The organism is Frigoribacterium sp. VKM Ac-1396, from assembly GCF_015350895.1.
GTDB lineage: Bacteria > Actinomycetota > Actinomycetes > Actinomycetales > Microbacteriaceae > Frigoribacterium.
The window spans coordinates 398667-422358 of sequence record NZ_JADKSD010000002.1; the positions used below are offsets into that span (position 1 = coordinate 398667).

Consider the following 23692-nt stretch of genomic DNA (forward strand, 5'->3'; position numbering starts at 1 on the left):
GGCTGGACAAGCCGGTTAGCCTGCAGCCATGGACGAGACCGCCGCCCCGTCGTCCGGCGGCACGTCGCCTGTCGGGGCGTCGTCGGTCGGCACGTTGTCCGGCGGCACGTCGTCCGGCGGCACGTCGTCCGTCGGTCTGCTGCTCGCGGCCGGTGCCGGGACGCGCATGGGCCGACCCAAGGCGCTCGTGGTCGACGAGCACGGGCCCTGGCTGACCCGCGCGGTGGCGACCCTGCTCGACGGGGGCTGCGACCACGTCGTCGTCGTGCTGGGGGCGGGCGAGGTCGAGGCGCGCGCGCTGCTGGCCGCCGACCCGCGCCTCCTGCCCGTCGAGACGCCGGCGTCGACCGAGGTGACGGGTGCCTCGGGAGCCGACCCGCGCCTCCCCGGGTCGGGCGCCCCGGCGCGCGTGTCGGTCGTCGTCGCGGACGACTGGGCCGACGGCCTCGCCGCCTCGCTCGCCGCCGGGCTGACGGCGCTCGCCGCGTCCGACCCCGAGGAGGCGCGGGTCGCCCTGGTCACGCTGGTCGACTACCCGGGTCTGCCGTCGGCCGCCGTCGCGCGGTTGCTGTCGCCCGCGGCCGCCGACCTCCCGCTCGGCCCGACTGCGCTGCGGCGGTCGGTGTTCGGCGGACGCCCGGGTCACCCCGTCGTGGTGGGTCGGTCCCATTGGGCGGACCTCACGGCGTCCCTCGCCGGAGACCGCGGGGCCGGCCCCTACCTGACGGCGCACGCCGCCGAGCCGGTCGACTGCTCCGACCTCTGGGACGGCCGCGACGTCGACGCCCCGGCCTGATTCGACCCGGTCCGTGGTGTCGAGTTGCCGATCGTCGCGGATCGCCGGGTGGACACCCGCGACGATCGACAACTCGATCGATCCCGACGGCTCGGGGGAGGGTCAGTTGCACTTCCCGCTGCCGCTGTAGCACGGGGTGTAGTTCGCGGGCAGGGGTTCCTGGCGCGGTGTGGGGGACTCCCACCGGTCGCCGGGGACGGGTGCGCCGACCGCACCGATCACGACCAGCCCGGCGACGACGACGGTCGCGACGACGGCACCACGATGACCGGCGGTGATCGCGGCGAAGAGTGAGACGACCAAGCAGGCGAGGCACGCGACGAGGGTCCTCAGCCAGCCGGCCGCGGCCTCGTCGCTGACGGTCACGGGGCTGCCGAAGAGGCTGAACTCGGCCGAGAACCACTGCCCGGCCAGCGAGAGCATCAGCAGGACGCCCGCCGCGAGGGCGAGGGCCTCGACGATCACGGCGACGCGGTGGACGAGGTGCCGGGGTGGCCGGTCGGCGGGTGCGGGCGCGGCGGGTGCGGGCGGGGCGGGTGCGGGCGACGCGGGCGCGGCGGGTGCGGCGGGTGCGGACGCCCCGGGTGCGGACGCCCCGGGTGCGGCGGGTGCGGGCGTCGCGGGTGCGAGTCCGGCCGGTGCGGACGCCCCGGGTGCGGACGCCCCGGGTGCGGATTCCCCGGGTACGGGCCCGACGGGTGCGTCGTCGGGTGTGCTCCCGGCCGGGCGGGCCGTCTCGCCCGCCGATGTGCCGCGGCTGCCGCGGCTGCCACGGCCCGACCGTGCCGCGACGACGACGAACGCCGCCAGGCCGACGGTGGCGACGAACGGCAGGCTGACGAAGACCAGGGTGGGCAGCGTGTAGAGCGAGATGCCGGCCCGGATGCCCTGCGTGACGCCCGACCCGACGGTGAGCTCGACGCCGGCCCGGGCCACGGCCGCCGCGGCCACGTAGAGCCAGGCGCGGCGTGCCGGGGTGGCGTCCGACCACCGCCAGGCGACCAGCACGGCGAGGACGGCCCAGACGACGAACGGCACGAGCTCGGTCCGGCTGAGCGCCTCGGGCAGCTCCGTCAGCGAGGCGACGACGCGCCCCGCCGAGGCAGTCACCGTGAAGAGCAGTCGTCCGGCGACGATCAGGGCCGCCGCGGTGCCGATCATCCAGGCCACCTCGCGGCGGTCGACCCGCCGGCGCAGGCTCGCCGCCGCCCCCGCCAGCCGATCCCTGAGCTGAGTGTTCGTCATGGGTCGACGGTAGCGGGGGGTCGCCGGGGCGACGTCATCCCGCCGACGGATCTCGGCCGCGAGACGGCCGGAGCACGCGCCGCCGTCCCGCGAGCTCCTCACCGCCCGGTCCCGCTCCGTCCCCCCGCCCCGTCCTGCCCCTCCCCGCCCTTGAACCCGGTTTCGAACCGTGCAGCCGCTTGCTACCGGGTGCACGGATCGAAACCGGGTTCATCGCGTGGTCGCCGGTTGGCGCCGGGGGCACCGACGTCGGCAGGATCTCGATGGCGGGTGCCGGGCCGCGCGCCCTAGCGTCGATCCCATGCCGATCACGCCCGACACGAAGAACTGGACCTGGGTGCTCGACCGCCCCTGCCCCGATTGCGGCTTCGACCCCGCCCGGGTCGCCTTCCGCGACGTGCCGCGCCTCGTCCGCGAGAACGCCGCCGCCTGGCCCGCCGAGCTCGCGCGGCCCGACGCCGGCACCCGGCCCGACGACGCCACCTGGTCGCCCCTCGAGTACGGGGCGCACGTGCGCGACGTCTTCCGCGTCTTCGACACGCGCCTCCGGCTGATGCTCGTCGAGGACGCCCCGACCTTCGCGAACTGGGACCAGGACGCCACGGCGCTCGACGACGACTACGCCGCCCAGCACCCCATGGTCGTGGCCGACGAGATCGTGGCGGCGGCCGCCGTCGTGGCCGACGCGTTCGAGGCCGTGAACGACGACCAGCTCGACCGGGTGGGCCTCCGCAGCGACGGCTCGGCCTTCACGGTCGACTCCCTCGCCCGCTACTTCGTGCACGACCCCGTGCACCACCTGCACGACGTCCGCCGCTGACCGCGGGCCCCCCGGCGTGGAGGCTCGACCCCCACCGACCGCCCCTGTCGCACCGCCGAGTGGACGTCGCACCGTCGAATGAGGCGGTGCGACGTCCATTCGGCGGTGCGACGCCGTCCGACCCGACCCGCTGACGGGGCGGCAGCTGCGTGCACCACCAGCGCGACGTCCGCCGCTGCCTCCGGGCCCGCGGCCCCGTCCCGCCGCTGGCGGCGCGGCAGCCGCCGCGTCGCGCCGCCCGCGTCACACCGCCGACGTGCAGGGTCCGACGTCCGGTCGACGGTTCGACATCCGGACCGGCACACCGAGGAGGCGCGGCTAGGCTCGCGCCATGACCGAACGTTCCGCAGACGGCCGGCTGATCGTGCGTGTCTTCCCCGACTTCGCGGGCACGGTGCTGTGGTCCGGCGGCGCCCTCGACTACGTCGACGCGTGCCTGTCGCCCGGGCTCGAGGCCGATCTGCGGGCGTGGGAGGCCTTCCACCGGACGCGGCTCGACCCTGACGTCCGCGTGCACGATCCTGCCGACGAGCGAGCCTTCGCCCGGACGGGCGCCGCCCTGGCCGAGCGCCTGGCGGGCGAACTCGGCGACGGAGTCGAGGTGCACCTCGTCGTCGGGGGCCGCACGATCCACCGGTCGTCCGAACCCCCGACGAACTCGCGTGCCGCGCGAGCCCTGCACGACCGCGCCGCACAGGCGGAGGCCGAGGCACGCGATGTCGCCGCCCGCAACCCTGGCGGCGGCTGGTACGCCTACGCACCGCTCTCGGGCACCCGCTTCAGGCCGCCCGGGGGCGAGCACCCCTCGCCCGGCGCCCACCGCCCGTCCGACTGAGGTCGACCCGTACCCGCCGCCGCTGTCGCACCGCCGCGACCCGGCCTCAGGCTCCCGCCGGGGCCGCCACCGGGGCGGCGGTCGGCACCTGCACCGTCGCCGCCTCGCCCGACCCCAGGTGCACCGTGGCCCGGCCGGGCACGACGCGCGTCGACACCATCGAGCGGGTGACGCGCACGCCGATCAGGTCGCCGTCGATCGTGTTCTGCGGGCTGAGCAGGGCGCCCCGCCGGTTCTTCTTGGCGTCGACCTGCCAGCCCGAGAACCCGGCGCAGAGCCCGGTCGTGTTGCCGCCGAGCAGCAGGGCCCGGCGGTGGTCGGCCGCGGACTGCACGTACGACCTCAGCCACTGCTTCGCAGGGGCGTCGATCAGCAGCTCGCCGTCGTCGACCACGAACGCGACGGGGCGGCCGTCGGGGTCGAGCAGCGGGCGCAGCTCGGCCTCGGTCAGGTCGACCCCTGTCAGCACCGCTCGGACGCCGTCGCGCCCCGCGAACAGGCGGAGGGGCGACGGGCGCGGGGCGGCGATCACGAGCTCGGTGCCCGCGCGCAACAGCGACTCGGCCATCGTCACGAGCATCGTGCTGCGTCCGCTCCGCGAGGGGCCGGCCACCACGAAGGTCGGCGCGTCGGCCTCGAGGTCGATGCCCTGGGCGGTCATCTCGTCACCGCCCACGCCGATCAGGGCCCAGAGCGGTCGGGCGGCGTCGGCCCCGGCCAGCTCGAGGGCGTCGTCGAGGCGGAGGTCGGTCGGCAGTCCGTCCACGCGCAACGGCCGCACGCGACGCGTGGCGACGGGCTCGGCGGCGTCGAGCCGGGCGGCCAGTTGGCGCAGCGCCGTCGCCTGGCCCTGACCGCTGACGTCGTCGCCGAGCACGCCGACCTGCAGCTCGACCCCGCTGCCCGAGCGGAAGCCCCGGCCGGGGGCGATCTCGCCGGGCAGCTCCTTGTGGTTGATGCCCGCAAGGCTGTAGTCGAGACGATCGGTCAACCGAAGGACGACCTTGTCGTCGGTCAGCACGGCCATCCGGCTGGTGAGCAGCGACCGGTCGCCGGCGATCACGACGTGGATGCCGGCCCCGGCCCCGTCGCGCAGCAGCGCCTGCACCGAGTCGGTCAGCCGGCCGCCGTCCACCTCGCCGAGCGTCCCGACGAAGTTCTCCCACCGGTCGATCATCAGCAGCACGTGCGAGAGCCGCGCGCCCGCAGGGGCGGTCGCCCGCTGCTCGGTGACGTTCGCGACGCCCGCCTCGGCGATGACGTCGTGCCGGCGGCCCATCTCGGCCACGAGTCGGTCGATCAACCGCGTCGACCGCTCGATCTGGGTGCGCTGGGTCACGGCACCGCAGTGCGGGAACGCCGCCAGGGCCGACAGGGCGCCGTTGCCGCAGTCGACGCCGTACAGGTGCAGGTCGTCGCTCGAGACGGCCGACACCGCGGCGGCGGCGATGCTCCGGAGGGCCTGCGACCGCCCCGAGCCGGGGGCGCCGACGACGTACAGGTGGCCGAGGCGGTCAAGGTCGACGACGGCGTCGCGCTGCAACTGGCGGTCGGGCAGGTCCTCGGTGCCCCAGGCGAAGGCGAGCGGGGCCGTCGAGCCGGCCCGCGCCTCCGGGTCCACGGTCGTCAGCGGCACACGCTCGGCCAGCGGGTCGAGCCACGGGCTACGCTGCGACGGCACGGCCAGCAGGTCGTTCGCGTCGCGCAGGGCCTCGACGAGCACGGCGAGGTCGGTGTCGGCGGCGGCCGTGCCGGTGACCGGCCGGGTGGGCACGGTCAGGGCGAAGTCGCGCCAGCCCAGCCGTCGGACGAAGGGCTCGACCACGGCGCCGCCGACCTCGGTGGCGCTCCGGCCGCCGACGCGGGCGGACTGGAACGGCACGACCGAGGCGTGGCCGAGACGGGCGTAGGCACGCCCGGGCACGCTCTTGGCGATGCGGGCCGCGTCGGGGATGTCGATGACGTCCGAGCTCTCGCCCGTGTCGGTCATGCGCAGGGCCACGCGCAGGTTGGTGTTCGCGCGGATCTCGGGGCTGATGACCCCCGAGGGCCGCTGCGTGGCGAGGATGAGGTGCACGCCGAGGGAGCGTCCGCGCTGGGCGATGCCGACGAGCCCGGTCACGAAGTCGGGCAGCTCCTTGGCGAGCGCCGCGAACTCGTCGATGACGATGAGGAGGCGCGGCAGCCGTTCACCGGCACCCCCGGTCGCGAGGTGGTCGCCGTAGTCCTCGACGTCCTTCGCGCCGACGGCGGCCAGGACGTGCTCCCGCCGGGTCAGCTCGGCGCGCAACGACCGGAGCGCCCGCTCGACGAGGTGGCTGTCGAGGTCGGTCACGAGACCGACGGTGTGGGGCAGCTCGGCGCAGGCGGCGAACGCCGCACCGCCCTTGTAGTCGACCAGGACGAAGGTCATCGCGTCGGGCCGGTTGGCGACGGCGAGCGAGGCCACGAGCGACTGCAGGAACTCCGACTTGCCCGAGCCGGTCGTGCCGGCCACGAGGCCGTGCGGGCCGTCCTTGACGAGGTCGAGCGAGAACGGGCCGTCGATCGAGACGCCGACGACCGCGGTGGTCGAGGCGCCGGACGAGCTCCATCGGTCGGCGAGCTGCTCGCCGGTCGGTCGGGCGAGGTCGAGCACCTCGAGCAGCGCCGCGGAGTCGGGCACCAGGCCCTCGGTGGCCGTCGAGCTGATGTCGCGGACGGGCGAGACGTCGCGGGCGACGTCGTCGTACCACCCGGGCACGACCAGGTCGGTCAGCACGTGGTCGACGTCGAGGGTGTGCTGGCGGCGCAGGACGAGTTCGGCGTCGGACCGCTGCAGCACGGTGGCCGCGCACTCCTCGGGCAACTGCCATTCTTCGGCGTCGAGGCAGACGACCCGCACCCCGCAGGCCGGCCCCTCGCGGAGCAGGCCCACGACGCCGGGCATCGCCCGGAGGCGGCGGGCTCCGTCGAGCACGACGACGTACTCGGGCGTGAACCTCACGGCGCGGGACTGCCGGGTGGCCAGGGTGGCCTGGCGTTCCGCCACGAGCTGCGAGAGCTCGGCGAGGCGTCGCCCGATCGACTCGGAGTCCGCTCCGACGAGCGAGAGGGCGTCGTCGCCGTCGGGGCGGACGTGGGGCAGCCAGTTCACCCACGACCAGTCGTCGACCGCGGACGTCGAGGTCAGGACGACCAGGCGGACGTCGAGCGGGCTCTGGGTCACGGCGAGCTGACCCAGCATCCAGCGGCCCATCTCGCGGGGCCAGGCTCCCGTGCCGGCCACGCCCACCACGCCGGCCGCGGCGAGCGAGACGGTGACCGGGACCCGTTCGGTCGTGCCGGTCACGACGCTGCGCGAGACGAGGTCGCGATCGTCCTGGATCTCGACGGTGGCGGGCAGGTCGGCGACGCCCACGCGCACGGTCAGGTGGTCGGCGTCGGTCGATCGGCGTTCCCAGAGCCGCCGGGTCGGCACGCGAGCCGCCGTCCGCAGCTCGGCGGCGTCCCCCGCGTCGTGGCGGCGCCGGTCGCGTTCGGCGACCACGGCCTGGTCGACGCGCTCCTCGATGCGCCGGACGAGGTCGCGGTGGTCGGCGAGCATGCGGGCGTGGCTCTTCTTGCCCTGGCGCCGCGAGGTCACGGTCGTGCCGATCATCATGATCGGCGACATGAAGGCGAACATCAGGTAGAAGGGCTGGCGGAACAGGATCGCCATCGTGACGCCGAACACGGCGGGCACCGCGGCCATGATCCACGGCAGGGGCGAGCGCTGCGGGGGCACGGGCTCCTTCGGGATCGTGTAGCGGTCGACGACCGGAGGGGGCAGCAGCCGCGGCGGCCGGTTGAAATCGAGCCAGCCGGAGTCCGGGGGGCGCAACAGCACGACGTCGGAGACCGTGACGGGGCGGGCGGCGAGCATCGAGTCGGCCACCCGGAGGATCTCGCCGTGGGTCCACGCCGTCCACTCCGGGCCGAGGTCGGCGCCCTCGAGCAGGACCAGCGGCACCGCGCCTCCGGTGAGGCGACGGAGGCGCACCGAGGCGTCGAAGCCCACCTCGAACTCGACGACGGCCTCGCCCGACGTCGACTCGAGGCCGAGCGAACCGTCGGGCCCGACGGCGAGCCGGGTGGTGCCGACCGTCAGGGGCTCGAGGCGCCCGCTGTCCCGTCCGCCCACCGTCCGCAGTTCGACGATGCCGGTGGGTCGGGCCGTCGGGGGCGTCGAGCCGAGGTGCAGCACCGTCCCGTCGAGCAGGCCGCTCGTCGCGAAGGTCACGCCGTGGTCGACGTCGACGGCCTCGCGGGGGACCGCACCCCACTCGCGGCCGAGGGCCTCGAAGATGCGCTCCATCGGGGTGTCGCCCGGCGCGTCCACGAGCACGTCGCCCGAGCGGCCGACGAGGTCGTCGACCACGGTGACGACGACCCTCACCGGGTGCTCACCGCGGTGGGGGTGGTGGCGGTCGCCGCGGCGTCGGCGTCCGGCGTGGTCGCGGGCCGGGCCGTCGCGGACAGGGCGACGTCGACCCAGCGCAGCTCGCCGAACGGTCCGGCCTCGAGCAGGCCGTCGCGCCGCGCGGTGAACGACCAGCGCGCCTCGGTCGACGAGGTCAGCACCACGACGCCCCAGAGCGAGTCGGGGCGTTCGAGGGCGGCGCGCAGGGCGGCCCACGCGTCGCGGCCGGGCACGTCCGCCAGCAGCAGGACGCCCGGTCGGGCGTTCTCGACGACCCGGGCCACGGCGTCGTCGAGCGAGAGGACGGCACCGAGCGCGACCTCGTCGTGGGTCAGCCCGACGGTGGCGAGGGCGGTGGCCGACGACCAGGGCGACGTCGCCAGCTGGTCGGTGATGCGACGGGCGACGGCCAGCACGGCCGCGCGGTCGCCCGACACGGTGACCGGGCCGTGGGCGTGGGCGAGTTCGACGTGCGTGCGGCCGTCGGACGACGAGCCGAGGGCGACGGTCGTCGCGAAGTGGCCGGACCGGTCACCGGCTACCCCGTCGGCGTGGAGGGCGGCGAGCGAGGCGGACCAGGTGCGGCCGTCGACCGTGGTCGACCAGGGAGCCGGGGGTGCGACGGTCGGCGAGACGAGGTCGACGTCGACCCGGTCGAGCCCGACGACGAGGCGCACCATGCCGGGGAACACCACGCGCTCGCGTTCGCACGAACCGATCAGCGCCCGCAGGACGCGGTCGACGGTCCAGGTGCTCGCGGGGTCGGCGCGCACCTGGTCGGCCCAGTCGACGGCGACGGTGCTGCGCTCCTTGCGGGCTCCGACCACCAGGGGCACGGTGAACGCCAGCGTGACCACGACGAGCAGCACGGCGATCGTCAGCGCGAGGTTGCCGAACGGGTGCACGAACGGCGACAGTGCTGACGGCGACAGGGCCGACGGCGACAGGGCCGACGGCGACAGGGCGAGTGCCGTCACGCGTCGACCTCGGCCAGCCGCGTCTCGAGGTCGCCGGGCTCGGCGCCGGGCACGTCGATCCAACGGAAGGTCGTCACGAGGGCGTCGAACAGCTGCACGAGGGCCGCGGCGAGCCGTTCGCTCGGTTCGTCGCCGTAGACGGCCGAGAAGTTCAGCACGAGCCAGCGGCCCGGGCGGTGCGGCACCGAGATCGTGTAGACCACGCGGCGCGTCCAGACGCGCTCCCACGAGCCCTCGGGCTCGTCGTTCGTCAGCACGTCCTCGGTGCGCGCGGCGGCTGCGCCGTCGACGTCGCGCAGGCCGCCGTCGAGCTGGCCGGCGTCGACCAGCAGGCGGGCGATCACCTCGACGGGCTCCGCGTCGGACTCGTCGTCGACCTCGGCCTCGGTCAGCGACGCGGGCAGCGTGTAGCCGTCGACCGGTCGGCCGGGCAGGTAGACGGCGGTCGCGCCCGCCTCGCCCGCCTCGCCGACCGTCCGGGCCAGCTGGCGGCGGAACTGCCGTCGCAGCGGCTCGGCGCTGTCGCGTGGCAGGTCGTCGGGCAGGGCGGCGGCGACGATCGCGTCGAGCTCGTGGGCGAGGTGGTCGGCCGCCTCGGGACGAGCCGGCAGGCGCACCCAGCCCGGGGGCAGGGTCATCACGAACGAGGCGGTCAGGTCGACGGTCATGCGTCGCTCCCGTCGGTCCACGGGCCGACCCGGATCAGGGGCATCAACCGGACGACCTGTTCGCGGAACGGCACCACGAGCCCGAGGTCGTTCGTCCGCCAGAGGGCCACGACGTCCAGGCCGTCGCGTCGGCGGACGCACGTCACGGTCGCCCAGACCTCGCGGTCGTCGGTGACGTCGGCGCGGCTGACGACGATGCCGGGGCCGTCACCGTCGGGCAGGTCCTCGACGGTGGGTGCCTCGGCGGGGTGACCGCCGCGGGCCAGGCCCAGTTCGAGCAGGTCCACGTCGTCCTCGGTGTCGGCCGCCGACACGATCACCGGCAGCGGCCAGCGACCCGGCAGGCCGAGTCCGGCGACGAGTCGCGACGAGTCGTCGAGCGAGTCGGCCATGTCGAGCAGGTCGGTCAGGGTGGCCTCGACGTCGAGGGCAGGAGGCGCGACGCCGTCCTCGAGGTCGGCCCGCGCCAGCTCGTCGAACAACTCGACGGTGACGCCACGCCAACCGGGCTCGTCGAAGCCGTCGTCGGCGGATCTCGTCGGCACCAGCAACCAGTCCGGCAGCCCGGCCGTGATCTCGGCCACGATGACCGGCTCACCCTCCGTCCGCGCAGCCGGCCTCGTCACAGGGGCGCCTCTTCCCGTGCGTTCCCACCCGGGAAGTCCTTCTTGACGTTCTCCCACGCATCCCACCGTGCGATGTCGGTCCCGAGCCCCGTGGGATTGGCGCCCAGCGCGAAAGCCATGCCGGCCCAGCCGTAGACGGTACGGCCACCGTTGATGTGACGGATCGCCGGGCTGAGGTCACGCGTCGCGATGCCCGCCTGCCGGAGTGCGTCCTGGTACGCCTTGTAGCCGTTGACGTTGTCGACGCCCAGCAGCTTGTCCCGACGGTAGTTCGTGTACCCGGGGTGGCTCGGGACCCACTGCTCCTTGAAGCCCTTGACGTCGTTCCGGGCCGTCTCGCCCACGCGTTTCAGGTTCCACCAGTTGGGGTCGAGCTTTCCGACCGTCGTCCGCATGTCGTTGTAGGCCTTGTCCATGTTCGCCCGCGAGAGGGCCATGTCGTCCAGCTTGCTCTGGAACCGGGCGGTGCGAGCCCGGAGGGCCGCTCGATCGCTCGGCATGATCCGGGGATTGCGCGCCGCCGCCGCCACCTTGTTCATCCTCCTGGTGATGTCAGCGGTCTCCTGCGTCAGACGCTGGCCCACGGCGATCCGGTTGCTCATGTGGTTCGAGGCCATCGCGATCTTGCGGACGTTCACCAGCTTCGTCAGCAGGGCTCCGACACCGAGCAGCAGCACGCCGACCCCCGCGATGATGACGTCGATGAACGACGCGTCACCCAGGGCCGCCTGGGCCGCGGTCGCCGCGAAGGCCAACCCGGTGACGATCGCCCCGGCCAGCGCGGCCAGGCCCAGCCCGGGGATGAAGAACGCGAGCAGGGCCAACGCGACGCCGATCCAGGTCAAGATCTTGACCAGGATCTTCAAGAACTTCCGGAAGTTCTCCTTCACGCGGTCCTGCCACGAGTCCTTGAGACCGTCGTTCCACGCCCCCCTGATGGTCTCCGAGGCGCGCCGACCGCGGGCGTCGAGTTCGGTGAGGGCGTTCTCGAGGCGGGCCACGGCCGCGGTGCTCGACCCCTTGGCGTCCGAGAGCGCGCCGTCCTTCGCCCGGCCCGCCGCCTCCTCCTCGGTCGTCAGCGGCGGCGCGTCCGACGGGCGACCGACCCGCGGGTCGGACATGCCGGTGGCCGCGGCCATCGCGCCGTTCGCCGCCGTGGCGTCGGCCAGGGCGGCGGCCGACTCGGCCAGTGCGACCTGCAGGGCGGGCAGGTACTCCGTCAGGGCGTCGCGCACGGCCGTGTACCGGCCGCTCATCTTGGTCAGCTGTTCGCCGACCTGCTTGCTCTTCTCGCGGACCCGGTCGGCGCTCTCGCCCTTGAACTGCGACTCGTCGCCCTCGCCGATGCGGCGCAGCACGGTGGCCTGGTCCTCGATGTCCTTCGCCATGTCGCGGTAGTAGACGGTGAGCTGCTCGATCTGCTCGACGTCGGCCACGACCGGGTCGCGGTGACGGTTCAGCAGGTTCCACTCGCCAGGACGTTCGGGCATCAGACGGTCTCCGTCTTCAGGCCGTCGGCGATGCTGGCATCCGCCTTGTCCCACTCGTCGTGCATCTGCTGCAGCTTGTCGTGCAGCTTCGACACGTTGTCCTTGATCTTGCCGCGGTGGATCTTCCAGTTGCCGCTGAAGTCGTGCATGGCCTTGTTCACCGTGGCCTGCCCGAAGATGTCCTTGTTCTCGTCCTTGCCCGACGCCTGGTGGTCGAGCTCGTCCCGCACCCGCGCGAGGGCGTCGATCGAGGTCTTCAACGCCTCGCCGTCGACGATCAGGTCTGCCATGTCTCCGAGTCCGTTCCCGACGATGTCGTGTCGATGTCGTGCCGAGTGGTGCCACCGGGCGGTGGCGGACGGGCGGTCCCGCCTCCCGGGTCGGGAGGCGGGACCGCGTCCGGCTACTTGAGGGCCTTGGCCAGCTCGGAGTCGGTCTGCTCCAGCGCCTCGGCGGCGCTGTTCAGGTACTGGCTCATGCCTTCGAGCCCCTGGATCGTCTTGGTCGCGCCGTCGTTGAACTCCTGGTAAGACGACCCGAACGCCACGGACGACTGGTCGGTCACGTAGCCGCCGCTGATCAGGCTGTCGACCAGGGTCTTGAGCTCGCGCAGCTTCGACTCGATGTCCTGCTCGCCGTTGTTCAGACGGGTCGCGGCATCGCGCATGTCGCCGTAGGTCACGTTCAGGTTGGGCATTCGGTGCTCCTTCGAACTGGGGTGTCGTCGGTGTCGACGGTGTTCACCGGCGGCGAACGAGGGCAAAGGTAACGGGACGAGGTGTCCTCCTGACCCCTGGTCGGGGGGTGGATCGGTGCCTTAACCCGCTCCGGCGGCCCGATACTCCGGAGTATGCGCGGTGGTCGACGAAGCGAATGCGATCGTTCATCGGCTCTTTTCTTGCGCTCGGTGAAGAAATGCGGCCCGAAAGCGGTCGCCGGGTATTCACCCCTCCGAGACCGAACGGAGTTGTCCGGTTTGCGAATCCCCGGTGTGTCGACCGGGTGACGAGGTCAGCCGCGAGAGGGTGCGGAGGCCCGCGCAGGGGCCCGCAGCGACCGGTCGAACACCGTCAGCGCCGTCGCCACGACCGCGAGACCGATCACGACCGCGGCCAGCGTGTGCAGCCCGGTCGTGGTCGGTGCGTCGCCGTACACGCCGCCGATCAGGCTCGACGCCCCGATGGCGCCGACGTAGATCGCGGTGCGCGAGAGGCCTGCGGCCGTGCCGATCATCGACGACGGCACCTGCCGGTAGAGCGCGGCCTGGTTCGAGACCGAGGCGAGGCCCTGCGGCAGGCCGAACAGGGCCGGCACGAGCACCAGCAACCAGACGGGCGACCCGGAGGCGGTGGCCAGCAGCAGCGCGCCTCCTGCGATCGGGACGGTCGCCGCCACGATCAAGGGCAGCCGCACGGCCGACCGCCGCGCGAAGACGAAGGACGCGACCCCCGCGACGATCGCACCCGGCAGCTGGATCAGCCCGGCCTGCGCGCTGCCGATGTCGCCGACCCGCTGCACCCACTGCGAGAAGCCGTAGGTGACCGTGTAGGCGATGCCGTAGACCAGGAAGAGCCGGAGGTAGGTGCGGGTCAGGGGTCCGTTCGCCGCGAGCACGCGCACGTCGACGAAGGGGGCGACGGCTCGGAGCTCCCAGGCGACGAGGCCGGCCAGTGCGGCGACGGCGACCCCGAGCAGCCACCACCAGCCCTGACGCAGGTCGAGCAAGAACACGAGCAGCGCGGCGATGGTGACGGCGAAGAGGGCGAGCCCCGGCAGGTCGACGGCGCGGGCGAACGAGAGCCGGGTGGCGGTGGAGCCATGGGCCGGGCGCAGCGAGTCGCTCGGCATCCAGAGCAGCGAGAGCACGAGCCCGACGCCGGCGAGCGGCACGTTGACCAAGAAGATCGAGTGCCAGCCGAACAGGCCGATCAGGGCCCCGGCGAGGGCCGGCCCGGCCGCGGCCGACGCGAGCGACGAGATCGACAGGCCACCCAGCACGAGCGGCGGGGTCGCGACGCCCAGACGGTCCGACTGGTTGCGGATGGCCGTCATCGCGGCGGGGTAGGCGGCCGAGGTGCCGACGCCGATCAGCACCCGCGCGGCGACGGCTCCGCCGAACGACGGCAGCACCTCGGGCAGCACGCCGGCGAGCATCACGACGACCATGCCGCTGACGAACACCTTCTTCGGCCCGACCCGGTCGGCGAGCTTGCCCATCGTCGGCTGACCGATCGCACTGGCCAGGTAGAGCGCGGCCACGAGCCAGATCGCCTGGTCGGCGCCGATGCCGAGGTCGGTCGAGATCGGGGCCAGGGCGACCGCGATCATCGTGGTGTTGATCGGGTTCAGCAGCGGGCCGAACAGCAGCGGCACGACGAACCGTGGCCCGAACGGACGGGCGTCGTGCGAGGTGCGGGCGACGCGTGCGGCCCGCGCGCCCTCTCGTCGGCTGGGGACCGCGTCGGTCACGACCGGTGCCGGCGGATGCGGATCGGACCCTTCGCCGTCGACGGGTCGACCACCGACCCGCCCTGCGTGATGTCGACCTCGCCCGCGGCGACCAGGCGACGGGCCGCGCGTCGCACGGGCTCCATCAGGTCGCGCCACGCGTCCTCGTCGTCGGGGTGCAGCGACCGGGCGACGTCGGACGGGCAGATGCTCGACGTGGCGGCCCGGGCCGCCAGCAGGTCGCGGATGCGCTGCTCGAGGGCGCGGTCCTGCGCCGTCACCTTGCGCTTGCGGCAGGCGTCGCTGCAGTACGCGACCTCGTCCCAGTTCGACGCCCACTTCTTGCGCCACTCGATCGTGCGTCCGCACGATCGGCAGGTCTTGGGGTCGGGTGTCGCGGCGCTCATGCTGACAGTCAACGCGGGAGGCGCGGTGAGCGTTCCCGGGGACGCGCCCGTCGTTCCCTCCGCTGCGGACCGGACCCGCGCCTCCTGACCGTGCGGCACCGCGTTTCGTGCACGGCACCCCGACTGGTCGCGGTGCCGTGCACGAAACGCGGTGCGCTGCGGCGTCAGGGGACATCTCGTCCGCGTGGGGGATGGAGGCGCGGGCACGGTCGGCGTACCGTCGTGCGGATGACGAGGGGCGCGGCAGCAGGCACGACGAGTGCTTCGTGGTTCGAGGTCGACCGGATGCCACTGCCCGGGGCCACGCCGATGCAGGCACTACGGCGGTTCGTGGGCAACGCGTACGTCGTGCACGCCCGGGCCGGACGCGCCGAGTTCTGGTGGATCTGGCTGTTCCAGACCGCGTTGGGGCTGGCGTGGAACCTCGGCGTCGGGTCGCTCGTGCGAGGGGCGGGCGAGGTGTCGTGGTCGGTCGGCGCCTACGGCTCGTCGCTCTTCGCGTACTGGCAGGTCGTCACGTTCGGCGGCTCGACGGGTGCCCTCGACACGGCTGCGGCCCGCGGGGCCTTCGTCCAGCTCGGACAGTTCTCGATCGGCCCCGTCGGACCGGCCGGCGGTGCCCCCGGGGGGACGACCTGGGTCGGCATCGTCTGGGCCCTCTGGTGCCTCATGACCGTCGTCCCCATGGCCACGCTGACGATCCGTCGCCTGCACGCCGCCGGCGCGTGGGGGTGGGGCTGGTTCTGGCTCGGCGTGCTGCTCCCGTTCCTCCAGATCGTCGTCGTGCTGATGCTCGTCCGCGAGACCCGACCGCCGAGTGCCCGCTTCCGTGACCGCGAACTCGACCTCGCTGCTCCGCAGTCGACCGACCCGCCCCTGGCCAGGCCGGGCGACAGCGGCTAGACTCGACCTCGGTCGGGCGGCATTCCCGGCCCCGGGCGTGCACGACAGCGCGCAGTCGGGATCACCATCCTCCCCGAGCCACCCACGGTCACGAACGACACGAGTCGCGAGGGCCGTGCCGCCGACAGGCCTGCTCGACCCTCGGGTCGAGGCGACCGGTCGGCCCGTGGCCGCCATCGGGTCGAGAGAACGGCGCCCGCCGACCACCCCAGGTTCCATGACACTCGCACCCCCGCGCCCCACGGCGCCCTCGTCCACCCCGTCCGCCCGCTTCCCGTGGGCCGGCCTGATCGCCATCGCCGTCGCCACGTTCCTCTCGATCTCGGGCGAGATGCTGCCGACCGGCCTGCTGCCCGAGATGAGCGCCGACCTCGGCGTCACCGAGTCGAGCATCGGCCTGCTCGTCAGCGTCTTCGCCTTCACGGTCGTGCTGACCAGCACCGGCCTCACCCACCTCACCCGTCGCCTGCCCCGCCACCTGATCGTGGTCGGCCTGATCGTCGTCCTCGCGATCAGCGCCGGGCTCACCGCGATCGCCCCGACCTACGAGTTGGTCCTCGCCAGTCGCGTGCTCGGCGGTCTCGCCCACGGCATGTTCTGGGCCATCGGCGGCGCCTACGCCGGGCACCTCGTGCCGCGAGACCAGGTCGGCCGCGCGCTCGCCGTCGCCATGAGCGGCGGAACCCTCGCGTTCGTGCTGGGCGTCCCGCTCGGCACCGCCCTCGGCCAGGCACTCGGCTGGCGTGAGGCGTTCGGCATCCTCGCCGGGCTGATGGCGCTCGGGGCCGTCTTCGTCTACAAGTTCCTGCCGCCGGTGGGGCGGGGCACGGCGCACGAGTCGACCTCCGAGCCGGTGACCGACGCGGTGCCGACGCTGTTCGACGACACCGCGCCTCCTGCGGGTGCGGCCGTCCGCCGTCGCAGGCTGCCGAAGCCGAGCGTGCTCGGCGTCGTGCTGAGCTGCGTGATCACGGCGGTGTTCATGATCGGCCACTACTCGTTCTTCACGTACATCACGCCGTACCTCGTGCGCTCGACCGGGGTGCCCGAGCGGGGTCTCGCCGGCTGGCTCTTCGCCTTCGGCGTCGCCGGGGCCGTCGGGCTCGGCATGGTCGGCTGGTTCCTCGGGGCCAGGCCGCGGGTGAGCATCCCGATCGGGGTGGCCGTGGTCGGCCTCGCCGTGACGGGCATGCTGCTGTTCGAGGGGATGCTCGTGCCGTCGCTCGTGGCCTTCGTGCTGTGGGGCGTGACGTTCGGAGCCCTGCCGCCGCTGTTCCAGACCCGCATGCTGCAGGTGGCGCCCGAGCGCATGCGCGACCTCGCGAGTGCCTTCTACACGACGGGCTTTAACGCCGGCATCGGCGGAGGAGCCCTGATCGGCGCCCTCGTGCTCGACGGAGCCGGGCTCGACTCGCTGCCCGTGCTCTACATCGTCGTGGCCGCGGTCGTGCTGGTCGCGGTGCTCGCGAGCGACCGCCTGCTCGCCCGCCGATCGGCCCGCCCGGCCGCCTGACCCGGTCGGCCCGGTCGTGCGGCGCTCACCCCGCCAAGCGGCGCTCAACCCTTGCCTAGGCAAGTCGCTGATCGCCGCTGCAGGGGGTGGCTGACGCTGTGGCGTCCTCGGGGTCGTGCCATCCGGTCGCCTCACCCCGCCAAGCGGCGCTCAACCCCCGCCTAGGCAAATCGCTGACCGCCGCTGCAGGGGGTGGCCCGGCCGGGACGCACGAACGCAGGAGGCGCGACTCGCGTGAGTCGCGCCTCCTGCGTCCGGGGCGGTGCGGTGCGGGCGCCGGGTCAGCGGCGACGGCCGGGCTGCTGGTAGCCGCCGGCCTGGCCGTTGCCGCCACCACGGCGCTTGTTCATGATCTTCTTGAAGACGAACGTCGCGATCAGCGGGGCGAAGCGTCGGAGCAGTGATGCCATGGGGTGCCTCCTGGGGCGATGGTGCACGGGTCGTGCGGTCGAGCCTGTCGGCTCGGTGGGGTGCGGCCCGCGGTGCTGCGGGTGACGATCGCGTCGGGGCGACCGCCGCAGGTCTCATTGAACTCTGTGTACTGAACTCTCTGCCCGCTGACAGCGCTGCCTATCGGACGCGCTGCGAGTCGCCCTCGTCGTCCGAGTCGTCGTCCTGACCGGCGATGAAGATGTCGCTGACCTCGATGTTGATCTCGACGACCTCGAGTCCGACGAGCTGGGTGATGGCGTCGCTGACCGCCTGACGGACGTCGTTCGCGACCTGCTGCACCGACATCGGGTAGTCGACGACGATGCTGAGGTCGGCCGCCGCCTGGGTCTCGCCGACCTCGACCTTGACGCCCTGGCCGTGGTCCTGCTGGCCGACCGCGCTGCGCAGCGCGCCGACGGCACGCGACGCCCCGCCGCCGATCGAGTGGACGCCGGGCACCTGGCGGGCGGCGATGCCCGCGACCTTGGCGACGACTCCGTCGGCGATCTGCGTCGTGCCCGCGGCGACGGACGACACGGTCGAGGTGCCGTCGAACCGCGAGGTGCTGTCGACGCGCGATCCGGTGCTGGTGGCGGAGGTGGTCATGGCGGTGTTCGACATCTCGGGTCCTCTTTCGACTGGGGTGGACGGTGCGTCAATGAGACGCCGTGCGCGACCCGAACGTCACGGTGAAGTTGCTGACAACCCGCTGAGTGGCCGCGCCTACTGTCGGGGCATGCAGCGCACCCGGTGGATCTTCCTCGACCAGCTCGGCCCGCACTTCGACGACGGCGACCCGATGCTCTTGATCGAGAGCCGGTCGTCGTGGCAGGGCCGCACGCTGCACCGGGCCAAGCTGCAGCTGATCCTCTCGGCGATCCGGCACCGGGCGGCCGAGCTCGGCGACCGGGTCGAGTTCCGTCAGGTCGACCACTACTCCGAGGCGCTCGAGGGGCGCGACGACCTGCAGGTGGTCGACCCGACCTCGTACCGGGCCCGTCGCCTCGTTCGGACCGTCGGAGCCGAGGTGCTGCCCAGCCGCGGCTTCGTCTCGAGCGAGGCCGAGTTCGCCGAGTGGGCCGCCGGGCGACAGGGCGGCCGCGGCGCCGGCCGGTCCGGAGGCGCGGCGGCGGACGCCGACGACGCCCGTCGAGGAGGCGCGGGTCGACCGACCGGCGCGTCCGGCGGTCGACCGGCACCGCGCCTCCTGATGGAGGACTGGTACCGAGCCGTCCGCCAGCGCACCGGCCTGCTGATGGAGGGCCCCCAGCCCGTCGGCGGCCAGTGGAACTACGACCACGACAACCGCGAGAAGCCGCCGAAGGGGGCGGCGACACTCGGCCTGCCGCCCCAGGAGTGGCCCGACGAGGACGACATCGACGCCGAGGTGCGCGCCGACCTCGACCGGTGGGAGCGCGAGGGCGTCGTCACGCTCGTCGGCGACGACGCACCCCGTCGGTTCGCCGCCACCCGGGCCGAGGCGACCGCCGCGCTGGCGGACTTCGTCGAGGTGCGGCTGCCCGACTTCGGCCCGTTCGAGGACGCGACGCTGTCGGGCGACTGGACGATGGCGCACTCGCTGCTCAGCGCACCGATGAACCTCGGGCTGCTCGACCCGCGCGAGGTCGTCGAGGCCGCGATCGCGTCGTACCAGGCGGGTGACGCGCCCCTGCGCAGCGTCGAGGGGTTCACCCGGCAGATCGTCGGCTGGCGGGACTGGGTCTGGCACCTGTACTGGCACCTCGGCGAGGACTTCGCGACGACGAGCAACCACCTCGGCGCGACGCAGCCCCTGCCCGAGGTGTTCGCCGGGCTCGACGCCGAGGCGGTCGAGGCCGAGTGCCTCAGCGACACCCTCGACGGGTTGCGGCGCCACGGCTGGAACCACCACATCCAGCGGCTGATGATCCTCGGCAACTGGGCCCTGCAGCGCGGGGTCGACCCGGCGGCCCTCAACCAGTGGTTCGTCGACATGTACGTCGACGGCACGCCCTGGGTCATGCCCGCCAACGTCGTGGGCATGTCGCAGCACGCCGACGGAGGCATCGTCGCGACCAAGCCCTACGCGTCCGGCGGCGCGTACGTCAACCGCATGACGGACCACTGCGGCTCGTGCCGGTTCGACCCGAAGAAACGGCTCGGCGAGGACGCCTGCCCGGTGACCGCCGGGTACTGGGCGTTCCTCGACCGGGTCGAGCCGGTGCTGTCGGGCAACCCGCGCATGGGCCAGCAGTTCGCCGGGCTGCGCGGGCTCGCCGACCGCGAGGCCGTCGTCGAGCAGGAGCGCACCCGCACGACCTGGTGACCCGGCACCCTCGGAGGCACCCCTCGTTAGGGTGACGGGAGCACCGGGCGCAGGGAGCCCGGCGCAGATCACGAGGGAGCCCCGATGGCCACGTCCATGCGCAGAACGGCCGTGACGGCCACCACCACGGGCGTGCTCGCCCTCGGCCTGCTGCTCGCCGGCTGCACGTCAGGAGGCGCGGGTGGCGACGACGACGCCGCGTCCGGCGGGTCGTCGGCCGGCTCCGGCGGCTCGGGGTCGACCGCGTCCGGCGAGGGCACCTTGAATGATCTTGCTAGCTGCGACGACATCGCCTCTGCGCTCGGCCCGGTCATCGACGGACTGGAACCAAATTCGAACAATGCCTTCCAAAACGACCAGGGGACATGCGCTTGGCTATCACCGGGTGTGGATGCCAGCAACGTCGCGGATGCCAGCGGGATACTCGTCGTAACGCAGCAGAACGAGTTGAGTGATTCTGAGCTGCAGGCCCAGATAGACGATGCCGAAGCAGCAGAGGGCGTTGAATCAATCGACGACTCACGGGTGTCCGCGTTCGGTGGTCAGGCGTTCTCGCAGACTGGAACGCAGCAAGGAATCACGGCGTCGGTCACTACGATCATCTCGCCCCACGGCCTGATCGCCGTCACCGCGACGGGTGCCGGCGACACCGCCCCGCTCAGCACCGACGAGACGCTCGACGCCGCCTACGGCCTCTTCGACTGAAGCGCGCCGGGTGCGGGCGTCGTTCTCGTGACGCGCCCGCGCCTCCTCGGCTCCGGTCGACCAATCGACGCCCGCTGGCCGCTGGCCGCTGAGCCGAGGGGGCTCGGTCGGCGCCGCGCGGCGAGTCAGCCGACGCTGATGCGGTCGAGCACGAAGTCGGCGATGACGCGTTGCCCGGCGTCGTTCGGGTGCACCCCGTCGGCCGAGAGCAGCGAGGCGACGCCGTCGGCGGGCAACGCGTCGGAGAGGTCGACGTAGGCACTGCCGGACTCCGTCGCGAGCCGCTCGACGACCGCCCGGTAGTCGTCGACGTCGCCGGCCAGCCCGCGGGTGAGGTTCGTGCCGGGCACGAACTCGCCGATCAGCATGATCGACGGCGGGTCGTCGAGGCCCTGCAGGCCCTCGATCAGGGTGCGGTAGTCGTCCTCGAACTCGGCGGGCGTGCGGGTGAACGCGTCGTTGGCGCCGAGCGTGACGGTCACGAGGTCGGGGGCCGCCGCCGCGACCGAGTCGAGGAACCCGGGCAGGTCGGCCGTGAAGGTGCGCGCCGTCGCGCCCGAGCGCGACGAGTCGAAGAGCGAGACGCCGCGGTCGCGGTCGCCGTCGTACGCCGTGAGGCCCTCGAGGTCGACGGCCGAGTGGGCGTGGATCGTCACGGTGTGCTGACCTGCGTCGAGGTCGCTCACGGGGGTGATGCCGCTCGTCGCCATCGAGTCGTGCGTGTCGACCTCGACGGCGTCGCCGTCGTCGATCGCGTAGCTGAAGGTGCCGCGGCCGCTGGTCCACCAGAGGTCGAGGCCGGTGCCGGTGAACGCGTAGGTCGTGGTCGCGCCGGCCCCGAGGGTGACCGAGCGGTAGCCGAGGTCCGCGGTGCGGGAGGACGCCGAGACGGGCCCCTCGCTGCTCGTCGCCCAGCGCGCCCAGGTCGACGCCGGCGGCGCGACGGCGAACGCGGCGGGCCGGTAGCCGACCCCGCCCGGCACGTCGTCGGTCGGGTAGCGCTCGCGCAGGCCGTCGAGGGTGAGGTCGATCCAGCGGGAGTCCACGGTCGAGGCGCCCATGCCCTCGGTGATCGAGTCGCCGACGGCGACCCAGCGGGCGGGGTAGTCGTCACGGTCGTCGAGGGCCGTGGCCCAGTCGGCGAGCTCCGAGGAGGCGCGGGTCGGGCCGGCCGACGAGGTCGCGTCGACGGAGGCGTCGCCCGTGGGCTCGCTCGGGACGGTCGGGTTCGCCGTGCAGCCCGTCAACAGGGCGAGGGCGGCGGCGACCGCGACCAGTCGGGTGGTGCGGGTCATGAGGACGACGGTAGTCGAGGCACGCGGGGGCCGTTCGCCGGCAGGGCCGTCGACCGGCTCACGACTCGGTGACGGTGCCGCCGTCGACGCGCCAGTGACGGTCGAGCCGCACGGTCTCGAGCATGCGGCGGTCGTGGGTGACGAGCAGCAGCGTGCCGTCGTACGACTCGAGGGCCTGTTCGAGCTGCTCGATCGCGGCGAGGTCGAGGTGGTTCGTGGGTTCGTCGAGCACGAGCACGTTGACGCCGCGGGCCTGCAGCAGGGCGAGGCCGGCGCGCGTGCGCTCGCCCGGCGAGAGCTCGTCCACCGGGCGCGAGACGTGGTCGGCCTTCAGCCCGAACTTGGCGAGCAGCGTCCGCACCTCGGCCTGGGGCCAGTCGGGCACGAGCGCCTCGAACGCGTCGGCCAACGGCACGTCGCCGGCCAGCAGCGCGCGAGCCTGGTCGATCTCACCGACGGCGATGCTGGCTCCGCGGCTCGCGCCTCCTACGCTCGGTGCCTGCCGGCCGAGCAGGCCGCGCAGCAGGGTCGACTTGCCGGCACCGTTGGGGCCGGTGATGCCGATGCGGTCGCCGCCGTTCACCTGCACCGAGACCGGGCCGAGCACGAACTCGCCCGTCGCGGGGTCGCCCTGGCGGAACACGGCGCCGATGAGGGTCGAGACGACCGCGCTCGAGCGGGGCGCGGCACCGATGGTGAACTCGAGCTGCCACTCTTTGCGCGGCTCGTCGACCTCGTCGAGTCGGGCGATGCGGCTCTCCATCTGGCGGACCTTCTGGGCCTGCTTCTCGCTCGACTCGGCCGAGGCCTTGCGGCGGATCTTGTCGTTGTCAGGCGCCTTCTTCATGGCGTTGCGGACGCCCTGGCTCGACCACTCGCGTTGCGTGCGGGCACGGCCGACGAGGTCGGCCTTCTTGTCGGCGAACTCGTCGTAGGCCTCGCGGGCGTGACGACGGGCGGTCTCGCGCTCGTCGAGGTAGGCGTCGTAGCCGCCCCCGAAGACCCGGTTCGACGACTGCGCCAGGTCGAGCTCGAGCACCTTCGTGACGCACCGGGCGAGGAACTCGCGGTCGTGGCTGACGAGCACGATGCCCCCGCGCTGGCCCTGGACGAAGCGCTCGAGCCGTTCGAGGCCGTCGAGGTCGAGGTCGTTGGTGGGCTCGTCGAGCAGGGCGACGTCGAAGCGGCTGAGCAGCAGGGCGGCGAGGCCGACGCGGGCCGCCTGGCCCCCGCTGAGGCCGGTCATCGGGCTGTCGGGGCCGACCGCGACCTCGTCGTCGCTGCCGGCGGCGGAGCGGGGCGTCGCGAGGCCGAGGTCGGCGAGCACCTGGGGCAGGCGCTCGTCGAGGTCGGCGGCTCCGCTGGCGAGCCACCGGTCGAGGGCCGTCGAGTAGACGTCGGCGGGGTCGAGCCCGTCGGCGCGCGGGGCCGGGTCGGGGTCGCCGAGGGCCGCGGCCGCGGCGTCCATCTCGGCGGTGGCCTGTGTGCTGCCGGTCCGGCGACCGATGTAGTCGGCGACGGTCTCGCCGGGTACGCGATCGTGCTCCTGCGGTAGCCAGCCGACGAAGGCGTCGCCGGGCGAGAGGGTGACCGTGCCGGCCTGCGGCTCGTCGACCCCGGCGAGGAGGCGCAGCAACGTCGACTTGCCGGCCCCGTTCACGCCCACCACGCCCACGACGTCGCCCGGGGCGACCGTCAGGTCGAGGTCGTCGAACAGCGTGCGGTGCCCGTGGCCGCCGGCCAGGCCCTTGGCCACGAGTGAAGCGCTCATCCGGCCATTCTCGCG

The 23692-nt window shown here is 73.4% G+C and carries 21 protein-coding genes; 7 read left to right on the forward strand and 14 right to left on the reverse strand.

From position 1 onward, the window contains the following. Window positions 1-28 precede the first annotated feature (28 nt). On the forward strand, window positions 29-796 hold the full coding sequence (locus ITJ55_RS08920) for an NTP transferase domain-containing protein (RefSeq protein WP_194595061.1): 768 nt from the start codon (window positions 29-31) through the stop codon (window positions 794-796). A gap of 102 nt (window positions 797-898) precedes the next feature. Here the strand turns inward: ITJ55_RS08920 and ITJ55_RS08925 are convergent, their stop codons facing one another. Beyond that, a complete protein-coding gene (locus ITJ55_RS08925) occupies window positions 899-2041 on the reverse strand; it encodes a DUF6234 family protein (protein ID WP_194595062.1) in 1143 nt (380 codons plus the stop codon). 301 nt (window positions 2042-2342) lie between these two features. Here ITJ55_RS08925 and ITJ55_RS08930 point away from each other — a divergent pair, with 301 nt between their 5' ends. Then, window positions 2343-2861, forward strand: a complete 519-nt coding sequence (locus tag ITJ55_RS08930; RefSeq protein WP_194595063.1) for a DinB family protein — start codon at window positions 2343-2345, stop codon at window positions 2859-2861. A gap of 331 nt (window positions 2862-3192) precedes the next feature. After that, window positions 3193-3696: a hypothetical protein gene (locus ITJ55_RS08935; RefSeq protein WP_194595064.1), complete on the forward strand. Its 504-nt coding sequence runs from the start codon at window positions 3193-3195 to the stop codon at window positions 3694-3696. Window positions 3697-3742: 46 nt separating this feature from the next. Here the strand turns inward: ITJ55_RS08935 and ITJ55_RS08940 are convergent, their stop codons facing one another. The 9 genes from ITJ55_RS08940 to ITJ55_RS08980 form a co-directional block, all read right to left on the reverse strand. Continuing rightward, window positions 3743-8113, reverse strand: coding sequence for an FtsK/SpoIIIE domain-containing protein (locus tag ITJ55_RS08940; protein WP_194595065.1), 4371 nt, complete (start codon window positions 8111-8113; stop codon window positions 3743-3745). Continuing rightward, window positions 8110-9114, reverse strand: a complete 1005-nt coding sequence (locus ITJ55_RS08945) for a hypothetical protein (RefSeq protein ID WP_194595066.1) — start codon at window positions 9112-9114, stop codon at window positions 8110-8112. The genes ITJ55_RS08940 and ITJ55_RS08945 overlap by 4 nt, the downstream gene beginning before the upstream one ends. After that, window positions 9111-9782 carry a hypothetical protein gene (locus tag ITJ55_RS08950; protein ID WP_194595067.1) on the reverse strand — a complete coding sequence of 224 codons (672 nt, stop codon included), beginning with the start codon at window positions 9780-9782 and terminating at the stop codon, window positions 9111-9113. Before ITJ55_RS08950 ends, ITJ55_RS08945 begins: the two co-directional genes overlap by 4 nt. After that, a complete protein-coding gene (locus ITJ55_RS08955; RefSeq protein WP_194595068.1) occupies window positions 9779-10366 on the reverse strand; it encodes a hypothetical protein in 588 nt (195 codons plus the stop codon). Before ITJ55_RS08955 ends, ITJ55_RS08950 begins: the two co-directional genes overlap by 4 nt. Window positions 10367-10404: 38 nt before the next feature. Beyond that, a complete protein-coding gene (locus ITJ55_RS08960) occupies window positions 10405-11898 on the reverse strand; it encodes a hypothetical protein (RefSeq protein WP_194595069.1) in 1494 nt (497 codons plus the stop codon). After that, window positions 11898-12188: a hypothetical protein gene (locus ITJ55_RS08965; protein WP_056259512.1), complete on the reverse strand. Its 291-nt coding sequence runs from the start codon at window positions 12186-12188 to the stop codon at window positions 11898-11900. Before ITJ55_RS08965 ends, ITJ55_RS08960 begins: the two co-directional genes overlap by 1 nt. A gap of 113 nt (window positions 12189-12301) precedes the next feature. Further along, entirely contained in the window at window positions 12302-12595 is a 294-nt protein-coding gene (locus ITJ55_RS08970; RefSeq protein ID WP_056259510.1) for a WXG100 family type VII secretion target, read from the reverse strand. 314 nt (window positions 12596-12909) lie between these two features. Further along, window positions 12910-14367 (reverse strand): MFS transporter, encoded by a 1458-nt coding sequence (locus ITJ55_RS08975; protein WP_370544093.1) that lies wholly within the window; start codon window positions 14365-14367, stop codon window positions 12910-12912. Further along, entirely contained in the window at window positions 14364-14753 is a 390-nt protein-coding gene (locus tag ITJ55_RS08980; RefSeq protein WP_194595070.1) for a DUF2256 and DUF3253 domain-containing protein, read from the reverse strand. Before ITJ55_RS08980 ends, ITJ55_RS08975 begins: the two co-directional genes overlap by 4 nt. A gap of 228 nt (window positions 14754-14981) precedes the next feature. Here ITJ55_RS08980 and ITJ55_RS08985 point away from each other — a divergent pair, with 228 nt between their 5' ends. Next, window positions 14982-15656: a DUF805 domain-containing protein gene (locus tag ITJ55_RS08985; RefSeq protein WP_194595071.1), complete on the forward strand. Its 675-nt coding sequence runs from the start codon at window positions 14982-14984 to the stop codon at window positions 15654-15656. A gap of 217 nt (window positions 15657-15873) precedes the next feature. After that, entirely contained in the window at window positions 15874-17169 is a 1296-nt protein-coding gene (locus tag ITJ55_RS08990) for an MFS transporter (RefSeq protein ID WP_194595072.1), read from the forward strand. A gap of 281 nt (window positions 17170-17450) precedes the next feature. On the opposite strand, the gene ITJ55_RS16280 is transcribed toward ITJ55_RS08990, so the two are convergent. After that, window positions 17451-17579 carry a hypothetical protein gene (locus ITJ55_RS16280; protein WP_255354548.1) on the reverse strand — a complete coding sequence of 43 codons (129 nt, stop codon included), beginning with the start codon at window positions 17577-17579 and terminating at the stop codon, window positions 17451-17453. Between the two features lie 160 nt (window positions 17580-17739). Continuing rightward, on the reverse strand, window positions 17740-18222 hold the full coding sequence (locus tag ITJ55_RS08995; protein WP_194595073.1) for an Asp23/Gls24 family envelope stress response protein: 483 nt from the start codon (window positions 18220-18222) through the stop codon (window positions 17740-17742). A gap of 115 nt (window positions 18223-18337) precedes the next feature. On the opposite strand from ITJ55_RS08995, the gene ITJ55_RS09000 reads away from it, so the two are divergent. Then, entirely contained in the window at window positions 18338-19906 is a 1569-nt protein-coding gene (locus ITJ55_RS09000; RefSeq protein ID WP_194595074.1) for a cryptochrome/photolyase family protein, read from the forward strand. A gap of 111 nt (window positions 19907-20017) precedes the next feature. Then, window positions 20018-20611: a hypothetical protein gene (locus ITJ55_RS09005; protein ID WP_194595075.1), complete on the forward strand. Its 594-nt coding sequence runs from the start codon at window positions 20018-20020 to the stop codon at window positions 20609-20611. A gap of 125 nt (window positions 20612-20736) precedes the next feature. On the opposite strand, the gene ITJ55_RS09010 is transcribed toward ITJ55_RS09005, so the two are convergent. After that, on the reverse strand, window positions 20737-21906 hold the full coding sequence (locus tag ITJ55_RS09010; protein ID WP_194595076.1) for an SGNH/GDSL hydrolase family protein: 1170 nt from the start codon (window positions 21904-21906) through the stop codon (window positions 20737-20739). Window positions 21907-21964: 58 nt separating this feature from the next. After that, window positions 21965-23677 carry an ABC-F family ATP-binding cassette domain-containing protein gene (locus ITJ55_RS09015; RefSeq protein WP_194595077.1) on the reverse strand — a complete coding sequence of 571 codons (1713 nt, stop codon included), beginning with the start codon at window positions 23675-23677 and terminating at the stop codon, window positions 21965-21967. Window positions 23678-23692 lie beyond the last annotated feature (15 nt).

Coding starts and splice junctions, on each gene's coding strand:
- ITJ55_RS08960 (WP_194595069.1), bottom strand. CDS start 11,898: ATGCCCGAACGTCCTGGCGAGTGGAACCTGCTGAACCGTCACCGCGAC.
- ITJ55_RS08990 (WP_194595072.1), top strand. CDS start 15,874: ATGACACTCGCACCCCCGCGCCCCACGGCGCCCTCGTCCACCCCGTCC.
- ITJ55_RS08920 (WP_194595061.1), top strand. CDS start 29: ATGGACGAGACCGCCGCCCCGTCGTCCGGCGGCACGTCGCCTGTCGGG.
- ITJ55_RS08925 (WP_194595062.1), bottom strand. CDS start 2,041: ATGACGAACACTCAGCTCAGGGATCGGCTGGCGGGGGCGGCGGCGAGC.
- ITJ55_RS09010 (WP_194595076.1), bottom strand. CDS start 21,906: ATGACCCGCACCACCCGACTGGTCGCGGTCGCCGCCGCCCTCGCCCTG.
- ITJ55_RS08950 (WP_194595067.1), bottom strand. CDS start 9,782: ATGACCGTCGACCTGACCGCCTCGTTCGTGATGACCCTGCCCCCGGGC.
- ITJ55_RS08930 (WP_194595063.1), top strand. CDS start 2,343: ATGCCGATCACGCCCGACACGAAGAACTGGACCTGGGTGCTCGACCGC.
- ITJ55_RS08935 (WP_194595064.1), top strand. CDS start 3,193: ATGACCGAACGTTCCGCAGACGGCCGGCTGATCGTGCGTGTCTTCCCC.
- ITJ55_RS08970 (WP_056259510.1), bottom strand. CDS start 12,595: ATGCCCAACCTGAACGTGACCTACGGCGACATGCGCGATGCCGCGACC.
- ITJ55_RS08965 (WP_056259512.1), bottom strand. CDS start 12,188: ATGGCAGACCTGATCGTCGACGGCGAGGCGTTGAAGACCTCGATCGAC.
- ITJ55_RS16280 (WP_255354548.1), bottom strand. CDS start 17,579: ATGGCATCACTGCTCCGACGCTTCGCCCCGCTGATCGCGACGTTCGTC.
- ITJ55_RS08985 (WP_194595071.1), top strand. CDS start 14,982: ATGACGAGGGGCGCGGCAGCAGGCACGACGAGTGCTTCGTGGTTCGAG.
- ITJ55_RS09015 (WP_194595077.1), bottom strand. CDS start 23,677: ATGAGCGCTTCACTCGTGGCCAAGGGCCTGGCCGGCGGCCACGGGCAC.
- ITJ55_RS08980 (WP_194595070.1), bottom strand. CDS start 14,753: ATGAGCGCCGCGACACCCGACCCCAAGACCTGCCGATCGTGCGGACGC.
- ITJ55_RS09000 (WP_194595074.1), top strand. CDS start 18,338: ATGCAGCGCACCCGGTGGATCTTCCTCGACCAGCTCGGCCCGCACTTC.
- ITJ55_RS08995 (WP_194595073.1), bottom strand. CDS start 18,222: ATGTCGAACACCGCCATGACCACCTCCGCCACCAGCACCGGATCGCGC.